The organism is Streptomyces sp. CB02366 (assembly GCF_001905905.1).
Classification (GTDB): domain Bacteria; phylum Actinomycetota; class Actinomycetes; order Streptomycetales; family Streptomycetaceae; genus Streptomyces.
Genome location: NZ_LIVT01000011.1, coordinates 134827 through 160284, shown reverse-complemented (window position 1 = coordinate 160284; position 25458 = coordinate 134827). Strand labels below are relative to the sequence as shown.

Sequence of the window (25458 nt, the reverse complement as noted above, 5' to 3'; positions counted from 1 at the left end):
GGCCGCACGAAGGGGGACGTGCTGATATGAGCCAGCCGCCCAGCCAGCAACCGCCGCAGGGAGGCTTCGGGGCTCCGCAGGAGCCGCCGTACGGAGCTCCTCAGCCGCCCCAGGGCCCGCCGCCCGCACAGCCCCCGGCCGGCCCGCCGCAGACACCCCCGTCCGGTGCGCCGGCCTACGGTTACCCGCAGCAGCCCCCGGCGCCCCCCGGCCAGGCCCCCGGCCCGTACGGTCAGGCCCCCGGCCCCTACGGCCAGCAGCCCGGGCCCTACGGCCAGCAGCCGGGCCCGTACGGCCAGCCGGCCCCCGGTCCGTACGGCCAGCAGCCCCAGGGCGGCTACGGCTACCCGACGCAGCAGTACCCCGGCGCCCCCGCGCCCGGCGGGCCGGGCTCCGGCGGCGGGTTCCTCAAGGGCAGGACCGGCATCGTGGTCGCGGCGGCGCTCGCCGTGGTCCTGGCGGCCGGTGCGGGCACCTGGTTCCTCGTGGGCGACGGCGGCGACGAGGACAAGAAGCCCGTGGCCACCACCAGCAACGACCCCAAGGCCCCCAGCGCGTCGCCGACCGTCGACGAGGGCGACGGCAGCGGTGACGGCCGCGAGGCGAACGACGACCTCAACGCCGGGCGCAAGCCCGGCGAGGCGAAGGTCGCCTGGCTCCAGAAGAACGACGTGGACCTGCCGCGCAACGGCGCCTCCGTGTACGGCCCCTGGTTCGCCGGCGACGTGGTCGCCAAGGCCATGTACCGCGGGGTCTCCGGCTACTCGGTCGCCGACGGCAAGCGGAAGTGGACCGTTCCGCTCCCCGCCGACGTGTGCGCCGCGCCCAACTCCCCGACCGCCGACGGCAAGATCGTCATCGGCGTGAAGGACGGCACCACGGACAAGGCCAACTGCTCCGTCCTCCAGATGATCGACCTCAACACCGGCAAGCCCGGCTGGAAGAAGTCGGTCAAGAAGAACGGCACCTGGGACTTCCTGTCGGACATCGGCCTGGCCATCAGCGGCGACACCGTCACCGTGGGACGCACCAGCAACTCCAACGCCTACCGGGTCAGCGACGGCAAGGAGCTGTTCGGCAACCCGTCGGGCAACTGCAAGCCCTTCGCCTTCGCCGGCGGACCGAAGCTGATCGCCGCGGCCAGTTGCCGCACGGACGACGTCGACAACCCGCAGCACCAGGTCCAGGAACTGGACCCGGCCACGGGCAAGCCCAAGTGGACCTACCAGCCGCCGCGCGGCTGGGAGGTCAGCAAGGTCTACTCGGTCACCCCGCTCGTGGTCCGGCTCGACCACGAGGAGAAGAAGCAGTGGGCCATCGCCGCGCTCACCGACGGGGGCAAGCTCCGCTCCCAGCTCGCGCCCGCCAAGGGCGACACGCTCACCGCCGACTGCGGGAGCAGCTTCGCGATCTTCGGTGAGAAGCTCGAAGGGTGCAGCGGCGTCGCCGCCGACGCCGACACCTTCTACATGGCGACCAAGGACGACACCAGCGGCACCGCGCGGACGAACAAGGTCATCGCCTTCGACCTGGACACCGGGAAGCCCAAATGGGACGCGCCCGCCCCCGCCGAGCGCGTCCTGAAGCCGCTGGGTATGGAAGGCGGCGACCTGGTGCTCTACATGCGGCCCACCTACGACAAGGCCGGCGGCATCGTGACGCTCCCGCCGAGCGGCGGCGCCCCCAAGACGCTGCTCCAGCACCCCGAGTCGGCCGGCCGGATCGAGAACGGGTTCTTCTCCTCCAAGGTCGTCTACCGGGAGGAACGCTCCTTCGTCTTCAGCACGCGGGTGAGCGCGGGCAACGACAAGGAGGAGCTGGAGCAGTCGACGCTGCTGGTGTTCTCCAAGTGACCGCCCGGCACGGCAGCCGGACGCAGCTCCACGGCCCCACGCGCCCCCACGCCCACTCGTCCCCAGAGGTACGCACGTCATGACCCAGCCCCCGCAGCAGCCGCCCAACGATCCGCCGAACACGCCCCCGGGAGCCCCGAACACGCCCCCGGCGCCGCCCGCCGGCGGCTTCGGCGCGCCGCAGGACCCCCCGCCGGGAGGGTTCGGCCAGCCGTCCCCGCCGCCCGCCGACCCCTTCGGCAAGCAGCCGCAGCAGCCGCCCGCCGGACAGCCCCAGCCCCCGGCCGGGCCGCCCCCGCAGCCTCCGACCGTGCCCGCGGGAGGCTACGGCGCCCCGCAGCCCCCGCCGTCCGGCGGCTACCCGACCCCGCCCGCACCGCAGCCCAACGGCTACGGCTACCCGCAGGCCGCGCAGCCCGGATACGGCTACCCGCAGGGACCCGCCGGACAGCCCGGCCAACCGGGGACGCCCCAGCAGGGGTACGGCTACCCGACCCAGCCGATGCAGCCGCAGTACGGGGCGCCGCAGCCGGCCGGCGGCGGCAAGAAGTTCTCCACCCAGATGCAGATCATCGTCGCCGCCGCCGTCGCGGTGGTGCTGATCATCGGTGCCGGAATCGTCTACTCCGCCACCGGCGGCGACGACAAGGGCGGCAAGGGCGAGGCGTCCTCGTCCGGCTCCACCGGCGGCAAGGGCGGCGAGGGCGGCGGTCTGGCCGGCGGCGACGAGAAGGCGCCCGCCAACACCAAGTCCAAGGTCGCCTTCCAGTTCCCGCAGCCGGTCGTCACCGACATCACCACGGTCGAGGGCTCCTGGCTCACGGACAAGGCGTACGTGAAGTCCGGCATCGCCGAGATCAACGGCTACGACCGCGACAAGGGCACCAAGCTCTGGTCCTTCCCGCTGGCCGGTGAGGTCTGCACCGCCTCCCGGCACATGAGCGAGGACTACAAGACGGCCATCGTCTTCCAGGAGGCGAAGGCCTCCAAGGAGAACAAGTACCCCTCCTGCAACCAGGTCGGCGTGATCGACCTGGCCGCCGGCAAGCTCCTGTGGAGCAAGGGCGTCACCTCCGCCACCGGCGGCGACGAGCAGATCCGCTTCGACGAGGTCACCCTCAGCGGGACCACCGTCGCCGCGGCCGGCACCTCGGGCGGCGCCGCCTTCAAGCTGGACACCGGCGCCGAGCTGTGGAAGCCGAAGGTCGGCGCGGACGGCTGCTACGACGGCGGATACGCGGGCGGTGAAGCCCTCGCCGTGGTCCGCAGGTGCGGCACGAGCGACGCCCCGCAGCTCACCGTGCAGGCGCTGAACCCGACGACCGGCGCCCCGCTGTCCTCGTTCCAGATGCCCGCGGGCGTCGACTACGCCTCCATCGTCTCCACCAAGCCGCTGGTGGTCGCGGCCGACGTCGGCGACACCGCCGGCGACGGCAGCGGCATCTCCGACTTCTTCTCGATCGACGCGGCGACCGGGAAGCTGATCGTCCGCATCCCCGCCGACGCGGAGAAGTACGCGGCACGCTGCGCCTCCACCGAGGTCGAGCGGTGCCGGCACATGGTCGTCACCAACAACCGGCTCTACCTGCCGACCGAGCGCCACGACGGCACCAGCGAGTACGGCGACACCAACGAGATCGTCGCCTTCGACCTGGCCACCGGCAAGCTCCTCGGCGGCCGGGCGGACGCGGGCGACCGCCACACCCTGACTCCGCTCCGGAAGGACGGAACCAGCGTCATCGCCTACAAGGAGAGCCCGTACGACAAGGGCGGCCAGGTCGTCTCCATCGACGGCGAGACCTTCAAGCAGACCCAGCTGATGGAGAACCCGAGCGACGAGGCCGTCCGGACGGCGGAGAAGCGGTTCTCCCTCGACTCGGCCGAACTCATCTACTCGGACGGCCGGTTCTACATGGCGGCCAAGTCGGTCCACAAGCCCAGCACCGTCAACCCCGACGAGAAGGTCTACCTCGTCGTCGCCTACCGCGCCGAGTGACCACCGCACGCGCCGGGCGCCCTTGCTGAGCGCCGGACCGAGCAGTACCCAGGCCCCGCCGGCCGTTCGTCCGACCGGCGGGGCCGATCGTTTCCGCCATCGAACCGGTCACCGGCAGTCGGCCGGTCAGCCCCGGACCGCGCAGAATCCGGCACTTCCGGAGGCTTCTGTCCCGTTGGGGCCGCGCACCGTCGAACAAGCGTGTACCTTGCCGGGTCAGGAGTCCGGGGGCCGGGCGTACAGGGGCTGTGGGGGAGAGAACCGATGGGCGTGCGGCTCATGGTGGTCGACGATCACCGTCTGCTCGCCGAGGCACTCGCCTCGGCGCTGAAACTGCGCGGGCACCGGGTGCTCGCCGCGGCCGCGCCGACGTCCAAAGCGGCGGAGCTCGTGGTCGGCCGGGCCCCGGAGGTCTGCCTGTTCGGTACGGCTTCGCCCGCCGATCCCGGGGTCTTCGACCCGATCGCCCGCATCGGCCGGGAGCGCCCGCAGGTGGCGGTGGTGGTCCTCGGACCGGTGCCCAGCCCGCGCGGGATCGCCGCCGCGTTCGCGGCCGGGGCCGTGGGATACGTCCGGCACGACGAGCGGATCGAGGGCGTCGAGCGGGCCATGCTCAAGGCGCGGGCGGGGGAGAGCGCCATCGCCCCGCAGCTGCTGCGGGGGGCCTTCGCCGAGCTGCTCAACCCGTCGGCCCAGCCCGACGACGAGGGGCGGCGGCTGCTGAGGATGCTCACCCCGCGCGAGGCGGAGGTCCTGGTGCGGGTCGCCGAGGGCGAGGGCACCCGGCTGATCGCGGCCGGCATGGACATCGCCCCGAGCACCGCCCGCACCCATGTCCAGCGGGTCCTGATGAAGCTCGGGGTCGGCTCCCGGTTGGAGGCGGCCGCCCTCGCCGCCCGTACGGGGCTGCTGGAGCGCGCCGCGGCGCACGCGGAAGCGGCGGCGGCCGGCGGCGCGCGGCCGGGGCCGTACGCCCCCCGACACGACGGGTGACGCCCGCCCCCGGATGAGCGGCGGTGCGCCGGGATGGGACGGTCCGCGTCGGGTCCGCGCCGGGAGGGGCCGGAGCGGGCCCGGGGCGTCGGGTCCGCGCCGGGACGGGACGGTTCGCGCCGGGTCCGCGCCGGGACGGGACGGTCCGCGCCGGGTCCGCTCCAGGACGGGACGGTCCGCGCCGGGGCGTGGGGTCCGTTCCGGTGCGGTCCGGGCCGGTCCGGGCCGGAGTCCGGAGTTCGTTCCGGCGACGGGCCCGACGAGCGCCGGGAGAGAGCCGGCGCCCCGGGCTCCGGCCCGGATGCCGGTGATCCCGCCCCGGTAGCCCCGGAAGCGGTCGGCCCTCGCGCCCCCCGTCGATCACGTCCGCTCGGCCGTCGAGCGTGCGTGATCACCGACCCGTTGACGGAGGTGTGCGTTTATGGTTTGTTGTGTTCGGTTGTGTTGGGAGGAGCCGGTGGAGGACTCTGGTGAAGAAGACGGTGACGACCCTCGCGGACGGCCGTGAGCTGATCTACTACGACGCCGCGGACGACGCCGTCCGCGAGGCCGTGGACCAGCGCCCCCTGGACGCCGTCTCGACCTCGTCCGAGATCCGCCGCGACCCGCTGCTCGGTGACGCCGTCGCCATCGCCTCGCACCGCCAGGCCCGCACCTACCACCCGCCGGCCGACGCCTGCCCGCTCTGCCCCACCCGGGACGGGAGGCACAGCGAGATCCCCGACGACCACTACGACGTCGCGGTCTTCGAGAACCGTTTCCCCTCCCTCGCCGGCGACTCCGGCCGCTGCGAGGTCGTCTGCTTCACCTCCGACCACGAGGCGTCCTTCGCGGACCTCACCGAGGAGCAGGCCGCGCTCGTCCTCGCCGCCTGGACCGACCGCACGGCCGCCCTCGCCGCCCTCGACCAGGTCGCCCAGGTCTTCTGCTTCGAGAACCGGGGCGCCGAGATCGGCGTCACCCTCGGCCACCCGCACGGCCAGATCTACGGCTACCCCTTCGTCACGCCGCGCACCGAGCTGATGCTCCGCAACGCCGCCCGCCACCACGAGGAGACCGGCGGCAACCTCTTCGACGACCTGGTCGCCCGCGAGGAGAAGGACGGATCACGCGTCGTCCTCGCCACCGGCCACTGGATCGCCTTCGTCCCCTACGCGGCGCACTGGCCCTACGAGGTCCACCTCCACCCCCGCCGCCGCGTCCCCGACCTGCGGGAGCTGGACGAGGGCGCGCGGACGGAGTTCCCCCGGGTCTACCTGGAGCTCCTGAGGCGCTTCGACCGGATCTTCGGGCCCGGCGAGCCGCCGACCCCCTACATCTCCGCCTGGCACCAGGCGCCGTTCGGGGCTCCCGGCCGGGACGGTTTCGCCCTGCACCTGGAGCTTTTCACCATTCGCCGCACCTCGGGCAAGCTGAAGTTCCTCGCGGGGTCCGAGTCCGGCATGAGCGTGTTCATCAACGACGTGCCGCCGGAGGCCGCGGCCGAGCGACTGCGAGAGGTAGCGAGCCAGTGAGCAACCCCCGGAACGTCCGCGACGCCCAGGGCGCCGGTGACCCCAAGAAGTACCTGGTCACCGGCGGCGCCGGATACGTGGGCAGCGTCGTCGCCCAGCACCTGCTGGAGGCGGGCCACGAGGTGACCGTCCTCGACGACCTCTCCACCGGGTTCCGCGAGGGCGTCCCGGCCGGAGCCGCGTTCGTCGAGGGCCGCATCCAGGACGCCGCCCGCCACCTGGACCCCTCCTACGACGGCGTCCTGCACTTCGCCGCCTTCTCCCAGGTGGGCGAGTCCGTCGCCGCCCCGGAGAAGTACTGGGTCAACAACGTCGGGGGCACCACCGCCCTCCTCGCCGCCATGCGCGAACACGGCGTACGCACCCTCGTCTTCTCCTCCACCGCCGCCACCTACGGCGAACCGGTCTCCAGCCCCATCACCGAGACCGCCCCCACCGCCCCCACCAGCCCCTACGGCGCGTCCAAGCTCGCCGTCGACCACATGATCGGCGGCGAGGCCACCGCCCACGGACTGGCCGCCGTCTCTCTGCGCTACTTCAACGTGGCCGGGGCCTACGGCAGTTGCGGCGAACGCCACGCCCCCGAGTCCCACCTCATCCCGCTGGTCCTCCAAGTCGCCCTGGGGCAGCGTGAGTCGATCTCCGTCTACGGCGACGACTACCCGACCCCGGACGGCACCTGCGTCCGCGACTACATCCACGTCGCCGACCTCGCCGAAGCCCACCTCCTGGCCCTCGCCGCCGCGGCCCCCGGCGAGCACCTGATCTGCAACCTCGGCAACGGCAACGGCTTCTCGGTCCGCGAGGTCATCGAGACCGTCCGCAAGGTCACCGGCCACCCCGTGCCCGAGACCCCCGCCCCCCGCCGCGGCGGCGACCCGGCCGTCCTCGTCGCCTCCGCCGCCACCGCCGCCGAGCGCCTCGGCTGGCGGCCCTCCCGCGCCGACCTGGCCGGAATCGTCGCCGACGCCTGGCAGTTCGCCCGCCGAGAGGACACCACCGCCCCATGACCGCGACCGCCGAGCCGACCGCGACCGCCGCGGCGCCGTCCGACGCCGCCGGGGAACCGTCCGGGACCGACCCCGCGGCCACCTTCGCCGAGCTGTACGGGCGCGAGCCCGACGGCATCTGGGCCGCCCCCGGACGGGTGAACCTCATCGGGGAGTACACCGACTTCAACGACGGCTTCGTCATGCCGTTCGCTCTCCCGCACACCGCCCGCGCCGCCGTCTCCCGCCGCGACGACGGCGTCCTGCGGCTGTACTCCTCCGACGTCCCCGGCGGCGTCGTCTCCCTCCGGGTGGACGAGCTGGCCCCGCACTCCGGCCACGGCTGGGCCGCCTACCCCGCCGGGGTGCTCTGGGCACTGCGCGAGGCCGGGCATCCCGTCACCGGGGCGGACATCGCGCTGACCTCCACCGTTCCCACGGGCGCCGGGCTCTCCTCGTCCGCCGCCCTGGAGACCGTCACCGCGCTGGCCCTGAACGACCTCTTCGAGCTGGGCCTGAGCCCGGCCCAGATCGCCGTCACCGGCCGCCGCGCCGAGAACGACTTCGTCGGCGTGCCCTGCGGGATCATGGACCAGATGGCCTCGGCGTGCTGCACCGAGGGCCACGCCCTCCACTTGGACACCCGCGATCTCTCGCTGCGCCAGGTCCCCTTCGACCCGGCCGCGCAGGGGCTGACGCTGCTGGTCGTGGACACCCGCGTCAAACACGCGCTGGGCGACGGGGCGTACGCGGAGCGCCGGGCCGGCTGCGAGGAGGGCGCCCGGCTGCTCGGCCTGCCGATGCTGCGCGACCTGCCCTACGAGGACCTCGCCACGGCGCTCACCACGCTGGCCGACGCCGGGGCGGACGAGTCCGTGATCCGCTACGTACGCCATGTCGTCGGCGACAACCGCCGTGTCGAGCAGGTCATCGCCCTGCTCGACGCGGGCGACGTCCGCGCTGCGGGCCCCCTCCTGAACGAGGGCCATCTCTCGCTCCGCGACGACCTGCGGGTCTCCTGCCCCGAACTGGACCTGGTGGTCGAGGCGGCGAACGAGGCCGGGGCGCTGGGCGCGCGGATGACCGGCGGCGGCTTCGGCGGCTCGGCGGTCGTCCTGGTGGAGGAGGCGGTCGCCGACGCGGTGGCCGGGGCCGTCGTCGAGGCGTTCGCGGCGGCCGGCCACGCCGCCCCGGGGATCTTCGACGCCGTTCCGTCGGCGGGGGCGCGGCGGCTGCGCTGAGACGCGGGGCGGCCCGGGCGCGGCGGGCGCGGGGCCGGGAGCGTGCGTGCCGGACGGACCGCGCCCTCGCGGCCCTCCGCTCTCCTGCCCCCGCCTCTCCTGCCTGCCGCGAGGGCCCGGCGCCGCCGAAGGGCCGGAGCCCCCGAAGGGCCCGGCACCGCCCTCACAACTCCTTGGCCAGGATGAACTCGGTGACGCCCGGCGGGTAGTCGGCGACCCGGCCGATCTCCTCGTACCCCTGCTTGCGGTAGAAGCCGGGGGCCTGGAAGTCCCAGGTCTCCAGTCGCGACCGGGTGCAGCCGCGCTCGGTGCGGGCGGTGCGTTCGGCCTCGCCGAGCAGCCGTCCGCCGAGGCCCGAGCCCCGGTGAGGGGCGTCCACCCAGAGCAGATCGACGTGCAGCCAGTACGCCCAGGTCCGCCCGGACAGTCCGCCGACCAGAGCCCCGTACCCGTCCAACGCCCACACCTCCAGCGGCACTTCGTGCTCGGCGGAGGTGGACAACAGCGCACGCAGACCGGCCGAAGCCGCGACGTTGTCCTTGTGCAGACGCCCGCTCAGCAGAATGCGACGTTCTTTGTCTATTTCTGTCACAAAACGGAACATGAAACACACCCTAAACACCTGAGGTAACCAGTTCGTCGAATCTCCTTCCCCCCATGGCCCCCGCCCGTACGCTGATCCTCAGCACCGGTGGGGGCCGGTGCCGATTCAGGGGAGCGAGAGAGCCGGGTGCGGCGTCCGGGGCAGGGTGGCAGGCGGTTCGGCGGCGGCGGCCGTCGGCGCGGCAGGCCGCAGTGAGGCCCCGGACGCCGTACCCGCGGTCGTCCTCCCCCTCCGATGGGGGTCCTGTGGCGCGTATCCGGGTTCTGGTGGTCGACGACCACCGCATCTTCGCCGAGTCGCTCGCGGCGGCCCTCGCGGCCGAGCCGGACGTCGACGTCTCCGCGGCGGGCAGCGGCCCGGCCGCGCTGCGCGCCCTGGAGCGCGCGTCCGCCGAGGGGCGCGGCTACGACGTGCTGCTGGTCGACGCCGAGCTGGGCGCCCGGACCGCCGACGGCGCACCGCCCGTGCCCGGGCCCCGGCGGGAGGAGGAGGCGGCGGCCGCCGACGGCATCGCGCTGGTCGCCGGGGTCCGCGCCGGCCGGCCCGGCGTGCGATCGGTGGTGCTCGCGGAGAAGGACGATCCGCGCACCGCCGCGCGGGCGCTCCAGGCGGGGGCCTCGGGCTGGGTGGCCAAGGACTGCTCGCTGCAACGGCTGCTGGCGGTGATCCGAGGAGTGCTGCGGGACGAGACGCATCTGCCGCCCGCCCTGCTCACCGGCGTCCTGCGGGAGCTGACCGCCGCCCGCAAGCACCGCACCGAGAGCGAGCGGCTGGTGGCGTCGCTGACGCCCCGGGAGCGGGAGGTGCTGCGCTGCATGGTGGCGGGGCTCGGCCGCAAGGCCGTCGCGGAGCGGCTGTTCCTGTCCCCGCACACGGTGCGCACCCACATGCAGAACGTGCTGGGCAAGCTCGGGGTGCACTCGACGCTGGCCGCGGTGGCCCTGGCCCGCCGGGCGGGCGTCGGGCCCGTCGAGGAGGCGACCGGCCCGCTAGGTGGGAATGTTGTCGAACGGGGCGGTCAACTGGCGCAGTAGCCCAGCCAGTTCGCCGCGCTGGGCGCGGGACAGCTCACTGAGGATGGCGCGCTCCTGGGCGAGGAGACCGGCCAGTGACTGGTCGGCCTTGTCGCGCCCCTCGGCGGTGAGGCGGACGAGGACGCCGCGCCGGTCGCTGGGGTCGGGCAGCCGCTCGACGAGGTTCTTCTTGGTCAGCCGGTCGATGCGGTTGGTCATCGTGCCCGAGGTGACCAGCGTCTGGGTGAGGAGCTGCCCGGGGGAGAGCTGGTAGGGGGCGCCGGCCCGGCGCAGCGACGTCAGCACGTCGAACTCCCACGGCTCCAGGTTGTGCTCGGCGAAGGCGATGCGGCGGGCCCGGTCGAGGTGGCGTGCCAGGCGGGAGACGCGGCTGAGCACCTCGAGCGGTTCCACGTCGAGGTCGGGGCGCTCGCGGCGCCATGCAGCGACCAGTCGGTCGACCTCGTCCTCCATGACGATCAGTGTAGTTGGTCCCTCGACATGAAGTCTCTTGAAGTCAAGTGTCTTGACATCAAGAGATAGTCGGCGGGATCCTCCTCCCATGACCGCATCCGACCGGCCCGCCTGGGACCCGCAGCAGTACCTGCGCCACGCGGACCACCGCACCCGCCCCTTCCACGACCTCCTCGCCCGCGTCGGGGACCTCCCCGGCCGCCCGGCGCCGCGCATCGCCGACCTCGGCTGCGGCGCGGGCAACGTCACCGCCCTCCTCGCCGACCGCTGGCCCCGGGCCCGGATCACCGGCTACGACACCTCGCGCGAGATGCTCGCCGAGGCCGCCGCCCACGCCCGGCCCCCGCTCCTCGACTTCGCCGAGGCCGACGTCGCGACCTGGGAGCCCGCCGAGACGTACGACCTGATCGTCTCCACCGCCGCACTCCAGTGGATCCCCGGCCACGCCGGCCGCTTCCCCCGCTGGATCGACGCCCTCGCCCCCGGCGGCGTCCTCGCCTTCCAGGTGCCCGGCAACTTCACCGCCCCCAGCCACACCCTCCTGGCCGGCCTCCGTACGTCCGACCGCTGGCGCCCCCTGCTCCACGGCGTCGGCGACCGCACCGCCGCCGTCCTGGAACCCGCCGACTACCTCACCCGCCTGCAGGATCTCGGGTGCGCGGCCGACGTCTGGGAGACCACCTACCTCCAGACCCTGCACGGCGACGACGCGGTCCTCGACTGGGTCAAGGGAACCGCCCTGCGCCCCGTCCTCACCGCCCTCGCCGACGACCCCGAAGCGCGCGAGGCGTTCGTCGCCGCCTACCGCGACCTGCTGCGCGAGGCGTATCCGCCCGGCCCGCACGGCACGGTCTTCCCGTTCCGCCGCATCTTCGCCGTCGCCCGGAAGGACCAGCCATGACCGCCCCCGCCGGCCTCGTCGCCGTCGACCACGTCCAGCTCGCCGCCCCGCCCGGCTCCGAGGACGTGCTGCGCGCCTTCTACACCGGCGCCCTCGGCATGACCGAGATCCCCAAGCCCCCGGTGCTCGCCGCCCGCGGCGGCTGCTGGTTCGCCGCCGGCCCGGTCCAGCTCCACCTCGGCGTCGAACAGGACTTCCGCCCCGCGAAGAAGGCCCACCCGGGCCTGCGCGTCACCGGCATCGAGGCGTACGCCGCCCGCCTGGAGTCCCACGGGGCCGAGGTCGCCTGGGACGGCAGCCTCCCCGGCCACCGCCGCTTCCACACCCACGACCCGGTCGGCAACCGCCTGGAGTTCCTGGAGCCGGACGCGTGACCGCCCCGCCCTACAGCTCCTTCAGCGCCTCCGCCGACACGTCGATGTCCACCGGGAACGGCACCCCCGTCTTCAGCCGGTCGTGATGGATCCCGGTCAGCGCGTACGCCTTCGTCACCGGGTCCAGCTCGTAGACCCGCACCACGGGGTGCTGGTCGGTGCCGGTCATCTCCACCAGCCAGAAGTGCGGGATGCCGGCGGTCGCGTACTTGTGCGGCTTGGCCTCACGGTCGCGGGCCTCGGAGTCGGGGGAGACGACCTCGACGGCGAGGAGGACGTCGGCGGCCTGGTACCGGGTCACGTCCGGCCCGGTGACCGCCTCGCTGCGGATGACGGAGACATCGGGCTCCGGCCCGTTGCGCCGGTCCAGCACCACGGTCATCTCCCGGCGGACCTTCACCTCCGGCGGCGCCGTAGTGCGCAGCCCCATCACCAGCAGGTCGATCATCGTGCTGTGAAAGTCTCGCTGCGGACTCACGAAAACCAGGCTCCCGTCGATCAGCTCGGTGTGCGGCGGGAGATCGGGCAGCGTGAACAGGTCGTCCACGGTGTATCCGTCCTGCGGGGGCACCGGCCAGCGGGAACTGTGCGCGGTGGTCGGCTCGGCGGTCATGGTTCCTCCCATGGACGAATCCTCTGCCCTCCCGACCACACTACGGCGGGGAATCCGCCCCCGTCATCACCACGGGTGACGACGTGCGGAACGGTTGCGCGATCAGCCGCGATCAGCTTTTCCGGTGCCCTATCAGCCGCGGCTTCGCCTCCAGGTTCTCCAGCCCGTGCCAGCACAGATTCACCAGATGGGCGGCGACCTCGGCCTTCTTCGGCTTGCGCACGTCCAGCCACCACTGGCCGGTCAGCGCCACCATCCCCACCAGCGCCTGGGCGTACAGCGGGGCCAGCTTCGGATCGAAACCCCGCGCCTTGAACTCCAGGCCCAGGATGTCCTCCACCTGCGTGGCGATGTCGCTGATCAGCGACGCGAACGTGCCCGTCGACTGCGCCACCGGCGAATCCCGCACCAAGATCCGGAAACCGTCCGTGTACGACTCGATGTAGTCCAGCAGCGCGAACGCCGCCTGCTCCAGCAGCTCCCGCGGATGACCCGCCGTGAGCGCCCCGGTCACCATGTCCAGCAACCGGCGCATCTCCCGGTCGACCACCACCGCGTACAGGCCCTCCTTGCCGCCGAAGTGCTCGTACACCACCGGCTTGGACACCCCGGCGCGCGCCGCGATCTCCTCCACCGACGTGCCCTCGAAGCCCTTGTCGGCGAACAGGGTCCGCCCGATGTCCAGCAACTGCTCGCGGCGCTCCTTCCCCGTCATCCGGACCCGACGGGCCCGCCGAGAGGGGGAGGTCCTGCTCTGCCCGCTGTTCGTACTGGAGTCGGTCGCCACGTCGTCAATCATGCCGCGTCGGCCGGTACGCGCGTGCGCCGGGAGTCGATACGCGCGGCGTCCGGCCACCGCACGTCATGGGCCCAGCCCAGCATCTCGAACCACCGGATCAGCCGCGCGCTGGAGTCGATCTGGCCCCGCATCACCCCGTGGCGGGCGCTCGTGGGATCCGCGTGGTGCAGGTTGTGCCACGACTCGCCGCACGACAGGACCGCCAGCCACCACACGTTCCCCGACCGGTCACGCGACTTGAAGGGCCGCTTGCCCACCGCGTGGCAGATCGAGTTGATCGACCACGTCACGTGGTGCAGCAGCGCGACCCGCACCAGCGAACCCCAGAAGAACGCGGTCGCCGCACCCCACCACGACATCGTCACCAGACCGCCCACCAGCGGCGGGATCGCCAGCGACACGATCGTGAACGTCATGAAGTGGCGCGAGACCGCCCGGATCGCCGGGTCCTTGATCAGGTCGGGGGCGTACTTCTGCTGCGACGTCTGCTCCTCGTCGAACATCCATCCGATGTGCGCCCACCACAGGCCCTTCATCAGCGCCGGCAGGCTCTCCCCGAACCGCCACGGCGAATGCGGGTCGCCCTCCGCGTCCGAGAACCGGTGGTGCTTGCGGTGATCGGCCACCCACCGCACCACCGGCCCCTCCACCGCCAGCGACCCCATCACGGCCAACGCGATCCGCAACGGCCGCTTCGCCTTGAACGAGCCGTGCGTGAAGTACCGGTGGAAACCGATCGTGATCCCGTGGCAGCCGATGAAGTACATCGCCACCAGCAGACCCACGTCCAGCCAGCTCACCCCCCATCCCCACGCCAGCGGCACCGCCGCGACCAGCGCCACGAACGGCACCACGATGAACGCCAGCAGCGCGAACTGCTCGATCGACCGCTTCTTGTCGCCGCCCAGCGTGGCGGGGGGCAGCGGGGCGGCCACCGCCTCGGACGGCTCGGCCACGTCGATCGCATGGGGAGTACTCGGCACAGGGATACCTCGGGGGGTGAGGGGAAAGGCACGGACGGCCGTGGCTACGGTTCCGTAACCTACGGCTTGGTAAGTATGGCAGTGACGGGCACCACGACACGAGAGGCCGGTCCCACCCGTCACCCGCGGTAGTCCACCCGCCACCGGGGTAGGGGACACCCGCCCGGGTTCGTCCCCGGCGGCCGCCGCGACCCCTCGGGGCACCGGACACGCCGTCTGCGACGACACCTATCCTTGGGAGGGTCGGACAGCGCGGTCCGCACCCGCTCGTCGGGGCGTGGCGACAGCACCGCTGCCAGCCGCAGGGCCCCGGACCCCGCCACCCGCCCCACGGCCGCTTTCCGGGGGACGGCGAAGCGAACGCACCTCCTCATTCACTGCAAGGAGCCGCACACTGTGAGCAGTGCCGACCAGACCCCTGCCGCCAGCCCCGCGCTGCGCGCCGACATCCGCCGCCTCGGCGACCTCCTCGGCGAAACCCTCGTACGCCAGGAGGGACAGGAACTCCTCGACCTCGTCGAACGGGTCCGCGCCCTGACCCGCACCGACGGCGAAGCCGCCGCCGAACTCCTCGGCGACACCGACCTGGAGACCGCCGCACAGCTCGTGCGCGCCTTCTCCACCTACTTCCACCTCGCCAACGTCACCGAGCAGGTCCACCGCGCCCACGAGATGCGCGACCGCCGCTCCGCCGAGGGCGGCCTCCTGGCCCGCACCGCCGACCGCCTCAAGGACGCCGACCCCGAGCACCTGCGCGCGACGGTCAAGAACCTCAACGTCCGGCCCGTCTTCACCGCCCACCCCACCGAGGCCGCCCGCCGCTCCGTCCTCAACAAGCTGCGCCGCATCGCCGAACTGCTGGACACCCCGGTCATCGAGGCCGACCGCCGCCGCCTCGACCTCCGCCTCGCCGAGAACATCGACCTCATCTGGCAGACCGACGAACTCCGCGTCGTCCGCCCGGAGCCCGCCGACGAGGCCCGCAACGCCATCTACTACCTCGACGAACTCCACGCGGGCGCCGTCGGAGACGTCCTGGAGGACCTCGCCGCCGAACTGGAGCGCGTCGGCGTCGAACTCCCCGCCGGCACCCGCCCCCTCACCTTCGGCACCTGGATCGGCGGCGACCGCGACGGCAACCCCAACGTCACCCCCGCCGTCACCTGGGACATCCTGATCCTCCAGCACGAACACGGCATCACCGACGCCCTGGAGATGATCGACCACCTCCGCGGCCTCCTCTCCAACTCCATCCGCTACGCCGGAGCCACCGAGGAACTCCTCGCCTCCCTCCAGGCCGACCTGGAACGCCTCCCCGGCATCAGCCCCCGCTACAAGCGGCTCAACGCCGAGGAGCCCTACCGCCTCAAGGCCACCTGCATCCGGCAGAAGCTCGTCAACACCCGCGAACGCCTCGCCGAGGGCACCCCCCACCGCCCCGGCTGCGACTACCTCGGCACCGCCGAACTCATCGCCGACCTCGAACTCATCCAGACCTCCCTGCGCGAGCACCGCGGCGGCCTCTTCGCCGACGGCCGGATGGACCGCACCATCCGCACCCTCGCCGCCTTCGGCCTCCAGCTCGCCACCATGGACGTACGCGAACACGCCGACGCCCACCACCACGCCCTCGGCCAGCTCTTCGACCGGCTCGGCGAGGAGTCCTGGCGCTACGCCGACATGCCCCGCGAGTACCGGCAGAAGCTCCTCGCCAAGGAACTCCGCTCCCGCCGGCCCCTCGCCCCCACCCCCGCCCCCCTCGACGCGGCCGGCCAGAAGACCCTCGGCGTCTTCCACACCATCAAGGAAGCCTTCGAGCGCTTCGGCCCCGAAGTCATCGAGTCCTACATCATCTCCATGTGCCAGGGCGCCGACGACGTCTTCGCCGCCGCCGTCCTCGCCCGCGAGGCCGGGCTCCTCGACCTCCACGCCGGCTGGGCCGAGATCGGCATCGTCCCGCTCCTGGAGACCACCGACGAGCTCAAGGCCGCCGACGTCATCCTCGACGAGATGCTCGCCGACCCCTCCTACCGCCGCCTCGTCTCCCTGCGCGGCGACGTCCAGGAGGTCATGCTCGGCTACAGCGACTCCTCCAAGTTCGGCGGCATCACCACCTCGCAGTGGGAGATCCACCGCGCCCAGCGACGCCTCCGCGACGTCGCCCACCGCTACGGCGTGCGCCTGCGCCTCTTCCACGGCCGCGGCGGCACCGTCGGCCGCGGCGGCGGCCCCTCCCACGACGCGATCCTCGCCCAGCCCTGGGGCACCCTGGAGGGCGAGATCAAGGTGACCGAACAGGGCGAGGTCATCTCCGACAAGTACCTCATCCCCGCCCTCGCCCGCGAGAACCTGGAACTGACCGTCGCGGCCACCCTCCAGGCATCCGCCCTGCACACCGCGCCCCGCCAGTCCGACGAAGCCCTCGCCCGCTGGGACGCGGCCATGGACACCGTCTCCGACGCCGCCCACGGCGCCTACCGCAAGCTCGTCGAGGACCCCGACCTGCCCGCCTACTTCCTCGCCTCCACCCCGGTGGACCAGCTCGCCGACCTGCACCTCGGTTCGCGGCCCTCCCGCCGCCCCGGCTCGGGCGTCTCCCTCGACGGCCTCCGCGCCATCCCGTGGGTCTTCGGCTGGACCCAGTCCCGCCAGATCGTCCCCGGCTGGTACGGCGTCGGCTCCGGCCTCAAGGCCCTGCGCGAAGCCGGACTCGACACCGTCCTCGACGAGATGCACGAGCACTGGCACTTCTTCCGCAACTTCATCTCCAACGTCGAGATGACCCTCGCCAAGACCGACCTGCGCATCGCCCGCCACTACGTCGACACCCTCGTCCCCGACGAGCTCAAGCACGTCTTCGACGCCATCGAGGTCGAACACGCCCTCACCGTGAGCGAAATCCTGCGCATCACCGGCGGCGAGAAGCTGCTCGACACCAACCCGGTGCTCCAGCAGACCTTCTCCATCCGCGACGCCTACCTGGACCCGATCTCCTACCTCCAGGTCTCCCTGCTCGCCCGCCAGCGCCAGGCCGCCGAGCGCGGCGAGGAGCCCGACCCGCTGCTCGCCCGCGCCCTGCTGCTCACCGTCAACGGCGTCGCGGCAGGACTCCGCAACACCGGCTGACCACCGGCGCCGGTCCCAGGGGCGGCCCCGCTACAGCGCGACGAACGTCGCCACCAGCAGGGCCGCCCCCGCCAGTCCCACACCCCACGCCGTACGCGCCATCCGCAACCCCCCGCCGATCACGCACGCCGCCAGCAGCATCGCCCCGCCCAACGGCACCCAGGCATGCAGAAAGCCCGGCGCCCCCGTGCGGACCACCGCATCGGAACCGGGCTTCACCACCACCGGGAAACGGTCCCCCACCCGCGCCGCCACCGAACGGTCCACGGACACCCGTGCCCGCTCCCGCGACGCCGCGTCCGGCTCGAACGAACCGGTGCACGCGTCCTCGCCGCACCCCGTCACCGTCACGATCCCGTGCTCCCGGCCCTGGGCCAGAACGATGTGGTGCGCGGTGTTCCACGACGACCACGCACCCGCCACCAGCAGCACCAGGACGACCGCCCCCATGGCCACCCGCCGCCCCGCGACCGCCGCACGGCGGGAAGAGCTCCGTTTCATGGGGGCCGATCCTTGGCCAGACCCGCACCCCCGGTCAACCCACGACCGGAAAACGCCCCACCAGCACCAGGAATGTCAGGAGTTGTGCCCGACGCCCGCCCCGGCGCCGTACCGGGAGCGGGACCTCAGGAGTTGTACGCGCTCTGCGCCCGCTCCAGCCCCTCCGCCAGCAGGCACTCCACCGCGTCCGCCGACCGGTCCACCAGGAACGCCAACTCCTTGCGCTCCGCCGACGAGAAGTCCTTCAACACGAAGTCCGCCACCTGCATCCGCCCCGGCGGCCGCCCGATCCCGAACCGCACCCGGTGGTAGTCCGGGCCCATCGCCTTCGTCATCGACTTCAGCCCGTTGTGCCCGTTGTCCCCGCCGCCCAGCTTCAACCGCAGCGACCCGTACTCCACGTCCAACTCGTCGTGGACCGCCACCACATGGTCCAACGGCACCTTGTAGAAGTCCCGCAACGCCGCCACCGGCCCGCCGGACAGGTTCATGTACGACATCGGCTTCACCAGCACCACCCGCCGGCTCGCCGGACCCGGCGGACCGATCCGCCCCTCCACCACCTGCGCCTGCGCCTTCTGCGCCCGCTTGAACTTCCCGCCGATCCGCTCGGCCAGCAGATCGACGGCCATGAACCCGACGTTGTGCCGGTTCGCCGCGTAATCGGGGCCGGGATTGCCCAGCCCCACGATGAGCCAGGGGTCGGTGGCGTCGGACATCAGCGCTCGGTCTCCTCATACGCGTACAAGCGGGACGGCAGGCGAACGGGGCGGCGGCTCCCCGCAGGGAACCACCACCCCGTCAGTCAAGCAGGTGGAACACGTCACGCGGCCGGAGCCGGCGCGACGGAGGGGGACGAGGCTCAGGCCTCGGTGCTCTCGCCCTCGGCGGCCTCGCCCGCGGCCGGCTCCTCGGCCTGCGCGGCGACGACCTGGATCACGATGGCGTCCTCGTCGCCGGCCAGCACGGAACCCTTGGGCAGCGCGATGTCCTTGGCGAGGATCGAGTCACCGGCGTCCAGGCCCGCGACGGAGACCGTGACGGACTCGGGGATGTGGGTGGCCTCGGCCTCGACCAGCAGCGTGTTCTGGACGAACTCCAGCAGGTTGGCGCCCGGCGCCAGGTCGCCCTCGGCGTGCACCGCGATCTCGACCTCGACCTTCTCGCCGCGCTTCACGGTCAGCAGGTCGACGTGCTCGATGGTGCCCTTGAGGGGGTGGCGCTGCACGGCCTTCGGGATGACCAGCGCGTCCTTGCCGTCGATCTCCAGACCGATCAGCACGTTGGCCGTACGCAGCGCGAGCAGCAGCTCGTGGCCCGGCAGCGTGACGTGGACCGGCTCGGCGCCGTGGCCGTAGACGACACCGGGAACCCGGTCGGCACGGCGGACGCGGCGGGCGGCGCCCTTGCCGAACTCGGTACGGACCTCGCTGGCGAGCTTGATCTCAGCCATGGTTGCACTCCTCGTCAGATGGGGTGGGCCGTCGGAAGACGGAACACGAACGGTCACCCGGCCCACGACAGGCCTGCTACGAAGAGCGCGTCGATAACGGACCGCCGTACACAGGTACGGCCTCCCTCGCCGAGCAACTCGCAGAGTCTACCCGGCGGGGAGGCCGCAGCCCAAAGTGGATCACCGGAGGGCGATCAGCACCTCGGTCAGCCCTGCTCCTCGAAGAGGCTCGTCACCGAACCGTCCTCGAACACCTCGCGCACCGCACGCGCGATCGTCGGCGCGATCGAGAGCACCGTGATCTTGTCCAGCTCCAGCTCACCCGGGGTCGGCAGGGTGTCCGTGAAGACGAACTCGCTCACCTTCGAGTTCTTCAGCCGGTCCGCCGCCGGACCCGACAGCACGCCGTGCGTCGCCGTCACGATGACGTCCGCCGCCCCGTGCGCGAACAGGGCGTCCGCCGCGGCGCAGATCGTGCCACCGGTGTCGATCATGTCGTCGACCAGCACACAGACCCGGCCCTCGACGTTGCCGACGACCTCGTGGACGGAGACCTGGTTCGGCACGTCCTTGTCGCGGCGCTTGTGCACGATCGCCAGCGGCGCGTCCAGCCGGTCGCACCAGCGGTCGGCGACCCGCACCCGGCCCGCGTCCGGCGAGACGATCGTCAGCTTGGAACGGTCCACCTTCGCGCCCACGTAGTCCGCCAGGATCGGCAGCGCGAACAGGTGGTCCACCGGGCCGTCGAAGAAGCCCTGGATCTGGTCCGTGTGCAGATCGACGGTGAGGATCCGGTCCGCACCCGCCGTCTTCATCAGGTCCGCCACCAGACGGGCCGAGATCGGCTCGCGGCCCCGGTGCTTCTTGTCCTGACGGGCGTACCCGTAGAACGGCACGATCACCGTGATCGAGCGGGCCGACGCGCGCTTCAGCGCGTCCAGCATGATCAGCTGCTCCATGATCCACTTGTTGATCGGAGCCGTGTGGCTCTGGATCAGGAAGCAGTCCGCGCCACGTGCCGACTCCTGGAACCGCACATAGATCTCACCATTGGCGAAATCAAACGCCTTCGTCGGCACGAGACCGACTCCCAGCTGATGGGCGACCTCCTCGGCAAGCTCGGGGTGGGCGCGGCCGGAGAAGAGCATCAGTTTCTTCTCGCCGGTCGTCTTGATCCCGGTCACAGCACAGTCTCCTCAGACATGTATCTGGCGCCGCACGCATGGTCCCGATGTGCAACGAGCCAGCCGAAATGGGGTGAGCATCTATCACGGTACGCCGTCACCGGCGCACCTGTTTCCGGTCAGCTTTCCCCGTCGGTCTCCCGCACCGACGCCTGAGCGGCCTGCGCGGCGGCGCTGCCCGGCCGCTTCCGGGCCACCCAACCCTCGATATTCCGCTGCTGGCCCCGCGCCACGGCCAGCGAGCCCGCGGGCACGTCCTTGGTGATGACCGACCCCGCGGCGGTGTAGACCCCGTCCCCGACCGTGACGGGTGCCACAAACATATTGTCCGAACCGGTACGGCAGTGGGAACCGATCGTCGTGTGGTGCTTGGCCACCCCGTCGTAGTTCACGAAGACGCTCGCCGCACCGATGTTGGTGTGGTCGCCGATCGTCGCGTCCCCCACATAGCTGAGGTGGGGGACCTTCGTCCCCTCGCCGACGGTCGCGTTCTTCATCTCCACGTACGTCCCGGCCTTGGCCTTCGTCCCCAGCCGGGTTCCCGGCCGCAGGTACGCGTACGGGCCCACCGACGCCCCCGGACCGATCTCGGCCGAGTCCGTCACGGAGTTGTCCACCCGCGCCCCGGCCCCGACGGCGGTGTCCTTCAGCCGCGTGTTGGGCCCCACCTCGGCGTCCTCCGCGAGGTGGGTGGTCCCCAGCAGCTGCGTCCCCGGGTGCACGACCGCGTCCCGCTCGTACGTCACCGTCGCGTCGATCAGCGTGGACGCCGGGTCCACCACGGTCACGCCCGCCAGCATCGCCCGCTCCAGCAACCGCTCGTTCAGCAGCCGGCGCGCCTCGGAGAGCTGGAGCCGGTTGTTGATGCCGAGGATCTCGCGGTGGTCGCCCGCCACGCACGCCCCGACCCGGTGCCCGGCCTCGCGCAGGATCGAGAGCACGTCGGTGAGGTACTCCTCGCCCTGGCTGTTGTCGGTGCGCACCTTGCCCAGCGCGTCGGCCAGCAGCCGCCCGTCGAACGCGAACACCCCGGAGTTGATCTCCCGGATCGCCCGCTGCTCGTCGGTGGCGTCCTTGTGCTCGACGATCTCGGTGACCGCGCCCGAGGCCGGGTCGCGCACGATGCGCCCGTAACCGGTGGAGTCGGGGACCTCGGCGCTCAGGACGGTGACCGCGTTGGCGTCGGCGGCGTGGGTGGCGGCGAGCGCGCCGAGCGTCTCGCCGGACAGCAGCGGCGTGTCGCCGCAGACCACGATCACGGTGCCGTCGACGACCCCGCCGAGCTCCTCCAGCCCCGTGCGGACGGCGTGCCCGGTGCCGTTCTGCTCGGCCTGGAAGGCTGTGCGGACGGGGGCGTCGCCGGCGTTCAGGTGCGCGGTGACCTGCTCGCTGGCGTGGCCGACGACCACGACGAGGTGCTGGGGGTCCAGCTCACGGGCGGCGGCGACGACATGTCCGACGAGCGAGCGCCCGGAGATCTCGTGCAGGACCTTGGGGGTCTTCGACTTCATGCGGGTGCCCTCACCCGCTGCGAGGACGACGACGGCTGCCGGGCTGGTTGCGCTCACGGATGTGCCCTTCGGCTTCGGGTGGTGGTCATCCGCAGGATACCGGGGGTGTTTCCGCCGGAAACGGGGGCGGGCCCCGACCGGTGTGGTCGGGGCCCGCGTGCAGGAGCTCCCCCATCAGGATTTGAACCTGAACAGACGGTACCAAAAACCGCAGTGCTGCCTGATTACACCATGGGGGATCAATTCCGACTGAACCGGACATTGTGTCGGCCTGTCGGATCGGCACCCAACACTATGCCGTACCAAGCGCCTTCTACGCGACGACAGAGCTCGGCGCTCTTGGTCACGTGGACGACGAGACGGCCGCGATATGCCTCGCGAGTGTTCTTGCGGTCGGTCTTCGGGTTGTGCTTCTCGAGTGTCGTCTTCATGAAGTCGGAGCGGGGCGCCCCGGTGAGCTCCGACCGGAAGCGCTCGGCCTCCGCCGCGTCTGCCGTTTCGTGGATGCCGATGCGTGCCGGACGCTCAACCCCTCCCGGGGCAGCGCCGCCGCCCGGGCGCGCAAGCCCTCGAAGTCGGCGTACGTACTTGTGGTTTCCGTCATACGGGGATCGTCGTCCGGAATGCGAACGTCCGGGTCGAAAGCATGGGCGATTCGCCATTTCGGGCGATCGGCAGGTGTTTCGTGCTTGTTCGAGTGCGGCGCGTGCTGTTGCCGGTCCCCCGGAATCGAGGTGCGTCCGCCCTTAGGCTGGATGCCATGACCGCAACGGGGGCAGACCGGGAGGCGGCGGGATCGACCACCCGCGGCTACTGGTGGTGGGAGCGGCGGCGGAGTGTCGCCCTGGACGTGGGACTGGCGCTGGTCTCGGCGCTGGAGTGTGGCCTGGAGGGGGTGGAGTTCGCCGGGAACGCCGGGATGCCGGCGCCGGTGGGCGTGGTGATCGGACTGCTGGCGGGTTCGGTGCTGCTGGTGCGCCGGCGGTGGCCGATCGCCGTGGTGCTCGTGACGATCGCGATGACGCCCGCCGAGATGGGTTTCCTGATGACCCTCGTGGGCCTGTACACGCTGGCCGCGTCGGAGGTGCCGCGCCGGATCACCGTCGTGCTGGCGGGGATGGCGCTGACGGGGACGTTCATCGTCACGTACGTGCGGCTGCGGCAGAGCGTGGCGGAGCAGGCGGACTTCGGCCCCGGGGACTGGTACGTCCCGCTGATGTCGGTCTTCATGGCGGTGGGGCTGACGGCTCCCTCGGTGCTGTTCGGCCTCTACATAGGGGCCCGGCGCCGGCTGATGGAGAGCTTGCGGGAGCGGGCCGATTCGCTGGAGCGGGAGTTGTCGCTGCTCGCGGACCGGGCCGAGGAGCGGGCCGAGTGGGCGCGTACGGAGGAGCGGACCCGGATCGCCCGGGAGATGCACGACGTGGTCGCCCACCGGGTGAGCCTGATGGTGGTGCACGCCGCCGCCCTGCAGGCCGTCGCGCCGAAGGACCCGGCGAAGGCGGTGCGCAACGCGGCGCTGGTGGGGGACATGGGCCGCCAGGCGTTGACGGAGCTGCGCGAGATGCTCGGGGTGCTGCGTACGGGGGAGGCGCTGACGGCGCCCGCGGCGGCGGGCGGGGTTCCGCTGGCGTCGGTGCGGAAGGCCGCCGCCGCGGCTGCCGCGAGCGTCGCGTCGGAGGAGGGGCCCCGGCTGCGGGAGCTGGAGGAGCTGGTGGCGCAGTCGCGGCAGGCGGGAATGGTGGTCGAGCTGTCGGTGGACGGGGAGGCGCGGCCGTATCCGCCGGAGGTCGAGCAGACGGCGTTCCGGGTGGTGCAGGAGGCGCTGACGAACGTGCACAAGCACGCGGCGGGCGCGAAGACGTGGGTGCGGCTCGCGCATCGGGGTGCGGAGGTCGCGATGCAGGTGGAGAACGGCCCCTCGGACGTCGCGGTGGCGGACGCGGGGCTGCCGAGCGGGGGCAACGGACTGGTGGGGATGCGGGAGCGGGTGCTCGGGCTGGGGGGCGTCTTCGTGTCCGGCCCGACCGAGGCGGGGGGCTTCCGGGTGTCGGCGGTGCTCCCCTGCGGTGCGGACGCCTGACGGCCGGACCGGTGGGTGTCGGCCCGTCCGCACCCGCGCGGGGGCCCGGGCGGCAGGCCCCCGCGCGGGCGCCGGGCGGGCCCGCCGCGCTTACGCCGAGGTCAGGCGGGACGGTTGGACGCCGGTGACGAGGGTGGCCAGGGCCTCGTCGATGTCCTGGCCCAGGAACCAGTCGCCGGTGTGGTCGATGCTGTAGACCCGGCCTTCGGCGTCGATCGCCAGCACCGCCTGTTCCCCGCCTTCCGACCCGAGCGGACTGACCTCGGTCTCCAGGGCGCGGCCGAGGTCGCCGAGCGTGCGGGCCAGGTGGAGGCCGTTCAGGGGGTCGATGTGGACGGTGGCGGGCGCGATGTGGCGGCCGGCGGCGGAGGCGGTGATGTGGAGGCCGCCGAACTCCGCCCACGCCTCGACCGCCGCCGGGAAGACGGCGTGCCGGTGGCCGGCGGGGGAGGCGTGGGAGCGCAGGGTGTCGGCCCACTCCTCCGCCTGGCGGATGTCCCAGCGGCCGGGCTGCCAGCCGGCGCCGCGCAGGGCGGCGTCGACGGCGACGGAGAAGCGGGTGGTGGAGGTGTGCTGCTGGCGGTCGTGCATCGGTGGGCGGTCAGCCCTTCTCGGCGGTGGTCGCGGCGCCGGTGGTGGTGAGGTCGACGGGGCGTACGCCGAAGTGGGACAGGAGCGCGGAGCAGGACCGGCAGGGCGGTGCGTAGCTGCCGTGGAGCGGGTCGCCGTCCTCGCGGATGCGGCGGGCGGTGATCCGTGAGTGTTTGAGGGCGCGCCGCGCCTCCCCGTTGGTGAGGGGTTTGCGCTGGGCGCGTTTGGAGCGTCCGCTCTCGGCGGCGGTGAGCCGGCGGGAGAGCAGTATGGCTTCGGGGCAGCGGCCGGTGAAGCGTTCGCGCTGGCCGCTGGTGAGGGTGTCGAGGAAGTCCTGGACGAGCGGGTGCAGCACCGGTGGCTGGTCGCCCTTGCCGGCGGTGCAGGTCAGCGTCTCCCCGCGGACGGACAGCGCGGCGGCCACGGCGGGGAGGATCCCGTCGCGGCGGTGGATCAGGCGGGGGGTGCGGCTGGCCTCGGTGCTGCTCCAGCTGAGGCGCGGATCCCCTGATGTGACGGTTTGTGCGGTTTGCATCGTGCTGACGTCCCTCCCTGCAATCCCCCGAGTTGCGGGGACAGCCTGCCAAATGTGCCGGGTGGTGGGGAAGCGGGGGCGGGGAAACGTGCCCGCGTGTCGTCCGAAGGGGCCCGGCCGTCGCCTC

General features: G+C 72.4%; 23 protein-coding genes, 1 tRNA gene and 1 pseudogene. 11 read left to right on the top strand and 14 right to left on the bottom strand.

What is annotated here, in order from left to right:
- Nucleotides 1-26: 26 nt before the first annotated feature.
- From AMK24_RS25920 to galK, 6 genes are all read left to right on the top strand, one after another.
- Nucleotides 27-1853, top strand: coding sequence for an outer membrane protein assembly factor BamB family protein (locus AMK24_RS25920; protein ID WP_073771291.1), 1827 nt, complete (start codon nt 27-29; stop codon nt 1851-1853).
- Between the two features lie 79 nt (nt 1854-1932).
- The gene (locus AMK24_RS25915; RefSeq protein ID WP_073771290.1) at nt 1933-3849 is read left to right on the top strand and encodes an outer membrane protein assembly factor BamB family protein; all 1917 of its coding nucleotides are present in this window, start codon (nt 1933-1935) and stop codon (nt 3847-3849) included.
- Nucleotides 3850-4113: 264 nt separating this feature from the next.
- Entirely contained in the window at nt 4114-4842 is a 729-nt protein-coding gene (locus tag AMK24_RS25910; protein ID WP_073771289.1) for a helix-turn-helix transcriptional regulator, read from the top strand.
- 470 nt (nt 4843-5312) lie between these two features.
- Nucleotides 5313-6356 (top strand): galactose-1-phosphate uridylyltransferase, encoded by a 1044-nt coding sequence (gene galT, locus AMK24_RS25905; RefSeq protein ID WP_073771288.1) that lies wholly within the window; start codon nt 5313-5315, stop codon nt 6354-6356.
- Complete coding sequence (gene galE, locus AMK24_RS25900; protein WP_073771287.1) at nt 6353-7366, top strand: UDP-glucose 4-epimerase GalE; 1014 nt, start codon at nt 6353-6355, stop codon at nt 7364-7366. Before galT ends, galE begins: the two co-directional genes overlap by 4 nt.
- Nucleotides 7363-8586 (top strand): galactokinase, encoded by a 1224-nt coding sequence (gene galK / locus AMK24_RS25895; RefSeq protein WP_079190640.1) that lies wholly within the window; start codon nt 7363-7365, stop codon nt 8584-8586. The genes galE and galK overlap by 4 nt, the downstream gene beginning before the upstream one ends.
- Nucleotides 8587-8749: 163 nt before the next feature.
- On the opposite strand, the gene AMK24_RS25890 is transcribed toward galK, so the two are convergent.
- Nucleotides 8750-9190, bottom strand: coding sequence for a GNAT family N-acetyltransferase (locus tag AMK24_RS25890; RefSeq protein ID WP_073771317.1), 441 nt, complete (start codon nt 9188-9190; stop codon nt 8750-8752).
- Nucleotides 9191-9435: 245 nt separating this feature from the next.
- On the opposite strand from AMK24_RS25890, the gene AMK24_RS25885 reads away from it, so the two are divergent.
- Nucleotides 9436-10224 (top strand): LuxR C-terminal-related transcriptional regulator, encoded by a 789-nt coding sequence (locus AMK24_RS25885; RefSeq protein ID WP_073771286.1) that lies wholly within the window; start codon nt 9436-9438, stop codon nt 10222-10224.
- Here AMK24_RS25885 and AMK24_RS25880 read toward each other — a convergent pair.
- Nucleotides 10180-10677, bottom strand: a complete 498-nt coding sequence (locus AMK24_RS25880) for a MarR family winged helix-turn-helix transcriptional regulator (protein WP_073771285.1) — start codon at nt 10675-10677, stop codon at nt 10180-10182. The genes AMK24_RS25885 and AMK24_RS25880 overlap by 45 nt on opposite strands.
- Before the next feature lie 88 nt (nt 10678-10765).
- Between AMK24_RS25880 and AMK24_RS25875 the strand changes: the two genes are divergently transcribed.
- Together AMK24_RS25875 and AMK24_RS25870 are read left to right on the top strand one after the other, a co-directional pair.
- Nucleotides 10766-11578 carry a trans-aconitate 2-methyltransferase gene (locus AMK24_RS25875; RefSeq protein ID WP_073771284.1) on the top strand — a complete coding sequence of 271 codons (813 nt, stop codon included), beginning with the start codon at nt 10766-10768 and terminating at the stop codon, nt 11576-11578.
- On the top strand, nt 11575-11952 hold the full coding sequence (locus AMK24_RS25870) for a VOC family protein (protein WP_073771283.1): 378 nt from the start codon (nt 11575-11577) through the stop codon (nt 11950-11952). Before AMK24_RS25875 ends, AMK24_RS25870 begins: the two co-directional genes overlap by 4 nt.
- A 10-nt stretch (nt 11953-11962) precedes the next feature.
- Here the strand turns inward: AMK24_RS25870 and AMK24_RS25865 are convergent, their stop codons facing one another.
- The 3 genes from AMK24_RS25865 to AMK24_RS25855 all read right to left on the bottom strand — a co-directional run bounded on the left by AMK24_RS25865 (nt 11963) and on the right by AMK24_RS25855 (nt 14347).
- Entirely contained in the window at nt 11963-12565 is a 603-nt protein-coding gene (locus AMK24_RS25865; RefSeq protein WP_073771282.1) for a Uma2 family endonuclease, read from the bottom strand.
- A gap of 112 nt (nt 12566-12677) precedes the next feature.
- Entirely contained in the window at nt 12678-13364 is a 687-nt protein-coding gene (locus tag AMK24_RS25860; RefSeq protein ID WP_073771316.1) for a TetR/AcrR family transcriptional regulator, read from the bottom strand.
- On the bottom strand, nt 13361-14347 hold the full coding sequence (locus AMK24_RS25855) for an acyl-CoA desaturase (RefSeq protein ID WP_073771281.1): 987 nt from the start codon (nt 14345-14347) through the stop codon (nt 13361-13363). The genes AMK24_RS25860 and AMK24_RS25855 overlap by 4 nt, the downstream gene beginning before the upstream one ends.
- 396 nt (nt 14348-14743) lie before the next feature.
- On the opposite strand from AMK24_RS25855, the gene ppc reads away from it, so the two are divergent.
- Nucleotides 14744-17473, top strand: coding sequence for a phosphoenolpyruvate carboxylase (gene ppc / locus AMK24_RS25850; RefSeq protein WP_073771280.1), 2730 nt, complete (start codon nt 14744-14746; stop codon nt 17471-17473).
- Between the two features lie 30 nt (nt 17474-17503).
- Here the strand turns inward: ppc and AMK24_RS25845 are convergent, their stop codons facing one another.
- The 7 genes and pseudogenes from AMK24_RS25845 to AMK24_RS34910 all read right to left on the bottom strand — a co-directional run.
- Entirely contained in the window at nt 17504-17974 is a 471-nt protein-coding gene (locus AMK24_RS25845) for a hypothetical protein (RefSeq protein WP_073771279.1), read from the bottom strand.
- 125 nt (nt 17975-18099) lie between these two features.
- The gene (pth, locus tag AMK24_RS25840) at nt 18100-18693 is read right to left on the bottom strand and encodes an aminoacyl-tRNA hydrolase (protein WP_073771278.1); all 594 of its coding nucleotides are present in this window, start codon (nt 18691-18693) and stop codon (nt 18100-18102) included.
- Nucleotides 18694-18836: 143 nt separating this feature from the next.
- The gene (locus AMK24_RS25835; RefSeq protein ID WP_073771277.1) at nt 18837-19427 is read right to left on the bottom strand and encodes a 50S ribosomal protein L25/general stress protein Ctc; all 591 of its coding nucleotides are present in this window, start codon (nt 19425-19427) and stop codon (nt 18837-18839) included.
- A 206-nt stretch (nt 19428-19633) separates the two neighbouring features.
- The gene (locus tag AMK24_RS25830) at nt 19634-20611 is read right to left on the bottom strand and encodes a ribose-phosphate diphosphokinase (RefSeq protein WP_073771276.1); all 978 of its coding nucleotides are present in this window, start codon (nt 20609-20611) and stop codon (nt 19634-19636) included.
- A gap of 119 nt (nt 20612-20730) precedes the next feature.
- Nucleotides 20731-22179, bottom strand: a complete 1449-nt coding sequence (gene glmU, locus AMK24_RS25825; protein ID WP_073771275.1) for a bifunctional UDP-N-acetylglucosamine diphosphorylase/glucosamine-1-phosphate N-acetyltransferase GlmU — start codon at nt 22177-22179, stop codon at nt 20731-20733.
- 109 nt (nt 22180-22288) lie between these two features.
- Nucleotides 22289-22361, bottom strand: a tRNA-Gln gene (locus tag AMK24_RS34000).
- Nucleotides 22362-22637 (bottom strand): annotated as a pseudogene (locus AMK24_RS34910) (hypothetical protein); the annotation flags it as partial.
- A gap of 245 nt (nt 22638-22882) precedes the next feature.
- Between AMK24_RS34910 and AMK24_RS25820 the strand changes: the two are divergent.
- Nucleotides 22883-24205, top strand: a complete 1323-nt coding sequence (locus tag AMK24_RS25820) for a sensor histidine kinase (protein ID WP_073771274.1) — start codon at nt 22883-22885, stop codon at nt 24203-24205.
- Nucleotides 24206-24295: 90 nt separating this feature from the next.
- Here AMK24_RS25820 and AMK24_RS25815 read toward each other — a convergent pair whose 3' ends face one another.
- Nucleotides 24296-24796, bottom strand: a complete 501-nt coding sequence (locus AMK24_RS25815; RefSeq protein WP_073771273.1) for an SUKH-3 domain-containing protein — start codon at nt 24794-24796, stop codon at nt 24296-24298.
- Nucleotides 24797-24806: 10 nt separating this feature from the next.
- Complete coding sequence (locus tag AMK24_RS25810; RefSeq protein WP_073771272.1) at nt 24807-25331, bottom strand: YwqJ-related putative deaminase; 525 nt, start codon at nt 25329-25331, stop codon at nt 24807-24809.
- Nucleotides 25332-25458 lie beyond the last annotated feature (127 nt).

Excerpts from the sequence above, each read along its gene's own strand:
- AMK24_RS25920 (WP_073771291.1), top strand. The coding sequence starts at position 27 with ATGAGCCAGCCGCCCAGCCAGCAACCGCCGCAGGGAGGCTTCGGGGCT.
- AMK24_RS25915 (WP_073771290.1), top strand. The coding sequence starts at position 1,933 with ATGACCCAGCCCCCGCAGCAGCCGCCCAACGATCCGCCGAACACGCCC.
- AMK24_RS25910 (WP_073771289.1), top strand. The coding sequence starts at position 4,114 with ATGGGCGTGCGGCTCATGGTGGTCGACGATCACCGTCTGCTCGCCGAG.
- galK (WP_079190640.1), top strand. The coding sequence starts at position 7,363 with ATGACCGCGACCGCCGAGCCGACCGCGACCGCCGCGGCGCCGTCCGAC.
- AMK24_RS25890 (WP_073771317.1), bottom strand. The coding sequence starts at position 9,190 with ATGTTCCGTTTTGTGACAGAAATAGACAAAGAACGTCGCATTCTGCTG.
- AMK24_RS25880 (WP_073771285.1), bottom strand. The coding sequence starts at position 10,677 with ATGGAGGACGAGGTCGACCGACTGGTCGCTGCATGGCGCCGCGAGCGC.
- AMK24_RS25875 (WP_073771284.1), top strand. The coding sequence starts at position 10,766 with ATGACCGCATCCGACCGGCCCGCCTGGGACCCGCAGCAGTACCTGCGC.
- AMK24_RS25870 (WP_073771283.1), top strand. The coding sequence starts at position 11,575 with ATGACCGCCCCCGCCGGCCTCGTCGCCGTCGACCACGTCCAGCTCGCC.
- AMK24_RS25865 (WP_073771282.1), bottom strand. The coding sequence starts at position 12,565 with ATGACCGCCGAGCCGACCACCGCGCACAGTTCCCGCTGGCCGGTGCCC.
- AMK24_RS25860 (WP_073771316.1), bottom strand. The coding sequence starts at position 13,364 with ATGATTGACGACGTGGCGACCGACTCCAGTACGAACAGCGGGCAGAGC.
- AMK24_RS25845 (WP_073771279.1), bottom strand. The coding sequence starts at position 17,974 with ATGAAACGGAGCTCTTCCCGCCGTGCGGCGGTCGCGGGGCGGCGGGTG.
- pth (WP_073771278.1), bottom strand. The coding sequence starts at position 18,693 with ATGTCCGACGCCACCGACCCCTGGCTCATCGTGGGGCTGGGCAATCCC.
- AMK24_RS25835 (WP_073771277.1), bottom strand. The coding sequence starts at position 19,427 with ATGGCTGAGATCAAGCTCGCCAGCGAGGTCCGTACCGAGTTCGGCAAG.
- AMK24_RS25820 (WP_073771274.1), top strand. The coding sequence starts at position 22,883 with ATGACCGCAACGGGGGCAGACCGGGAGGCGGCGGGATCGACCACCCGC.
- AMK24_RS25815 (WP_073771273.1), bottom strand. The coding sequence starts at position 24,796 with ATGCACGACCGCCAGCAGCACACCTCCACCACCCGCTTCTCCGTCGCC.
- AMK24_RS25810 (WP_073771272.1), bottom strand. The coding sequence starts at position 25,331 with ATGCAAACCGCACAAACCGTCACATCAGGGGATCCGCGCCTCAGCTGG.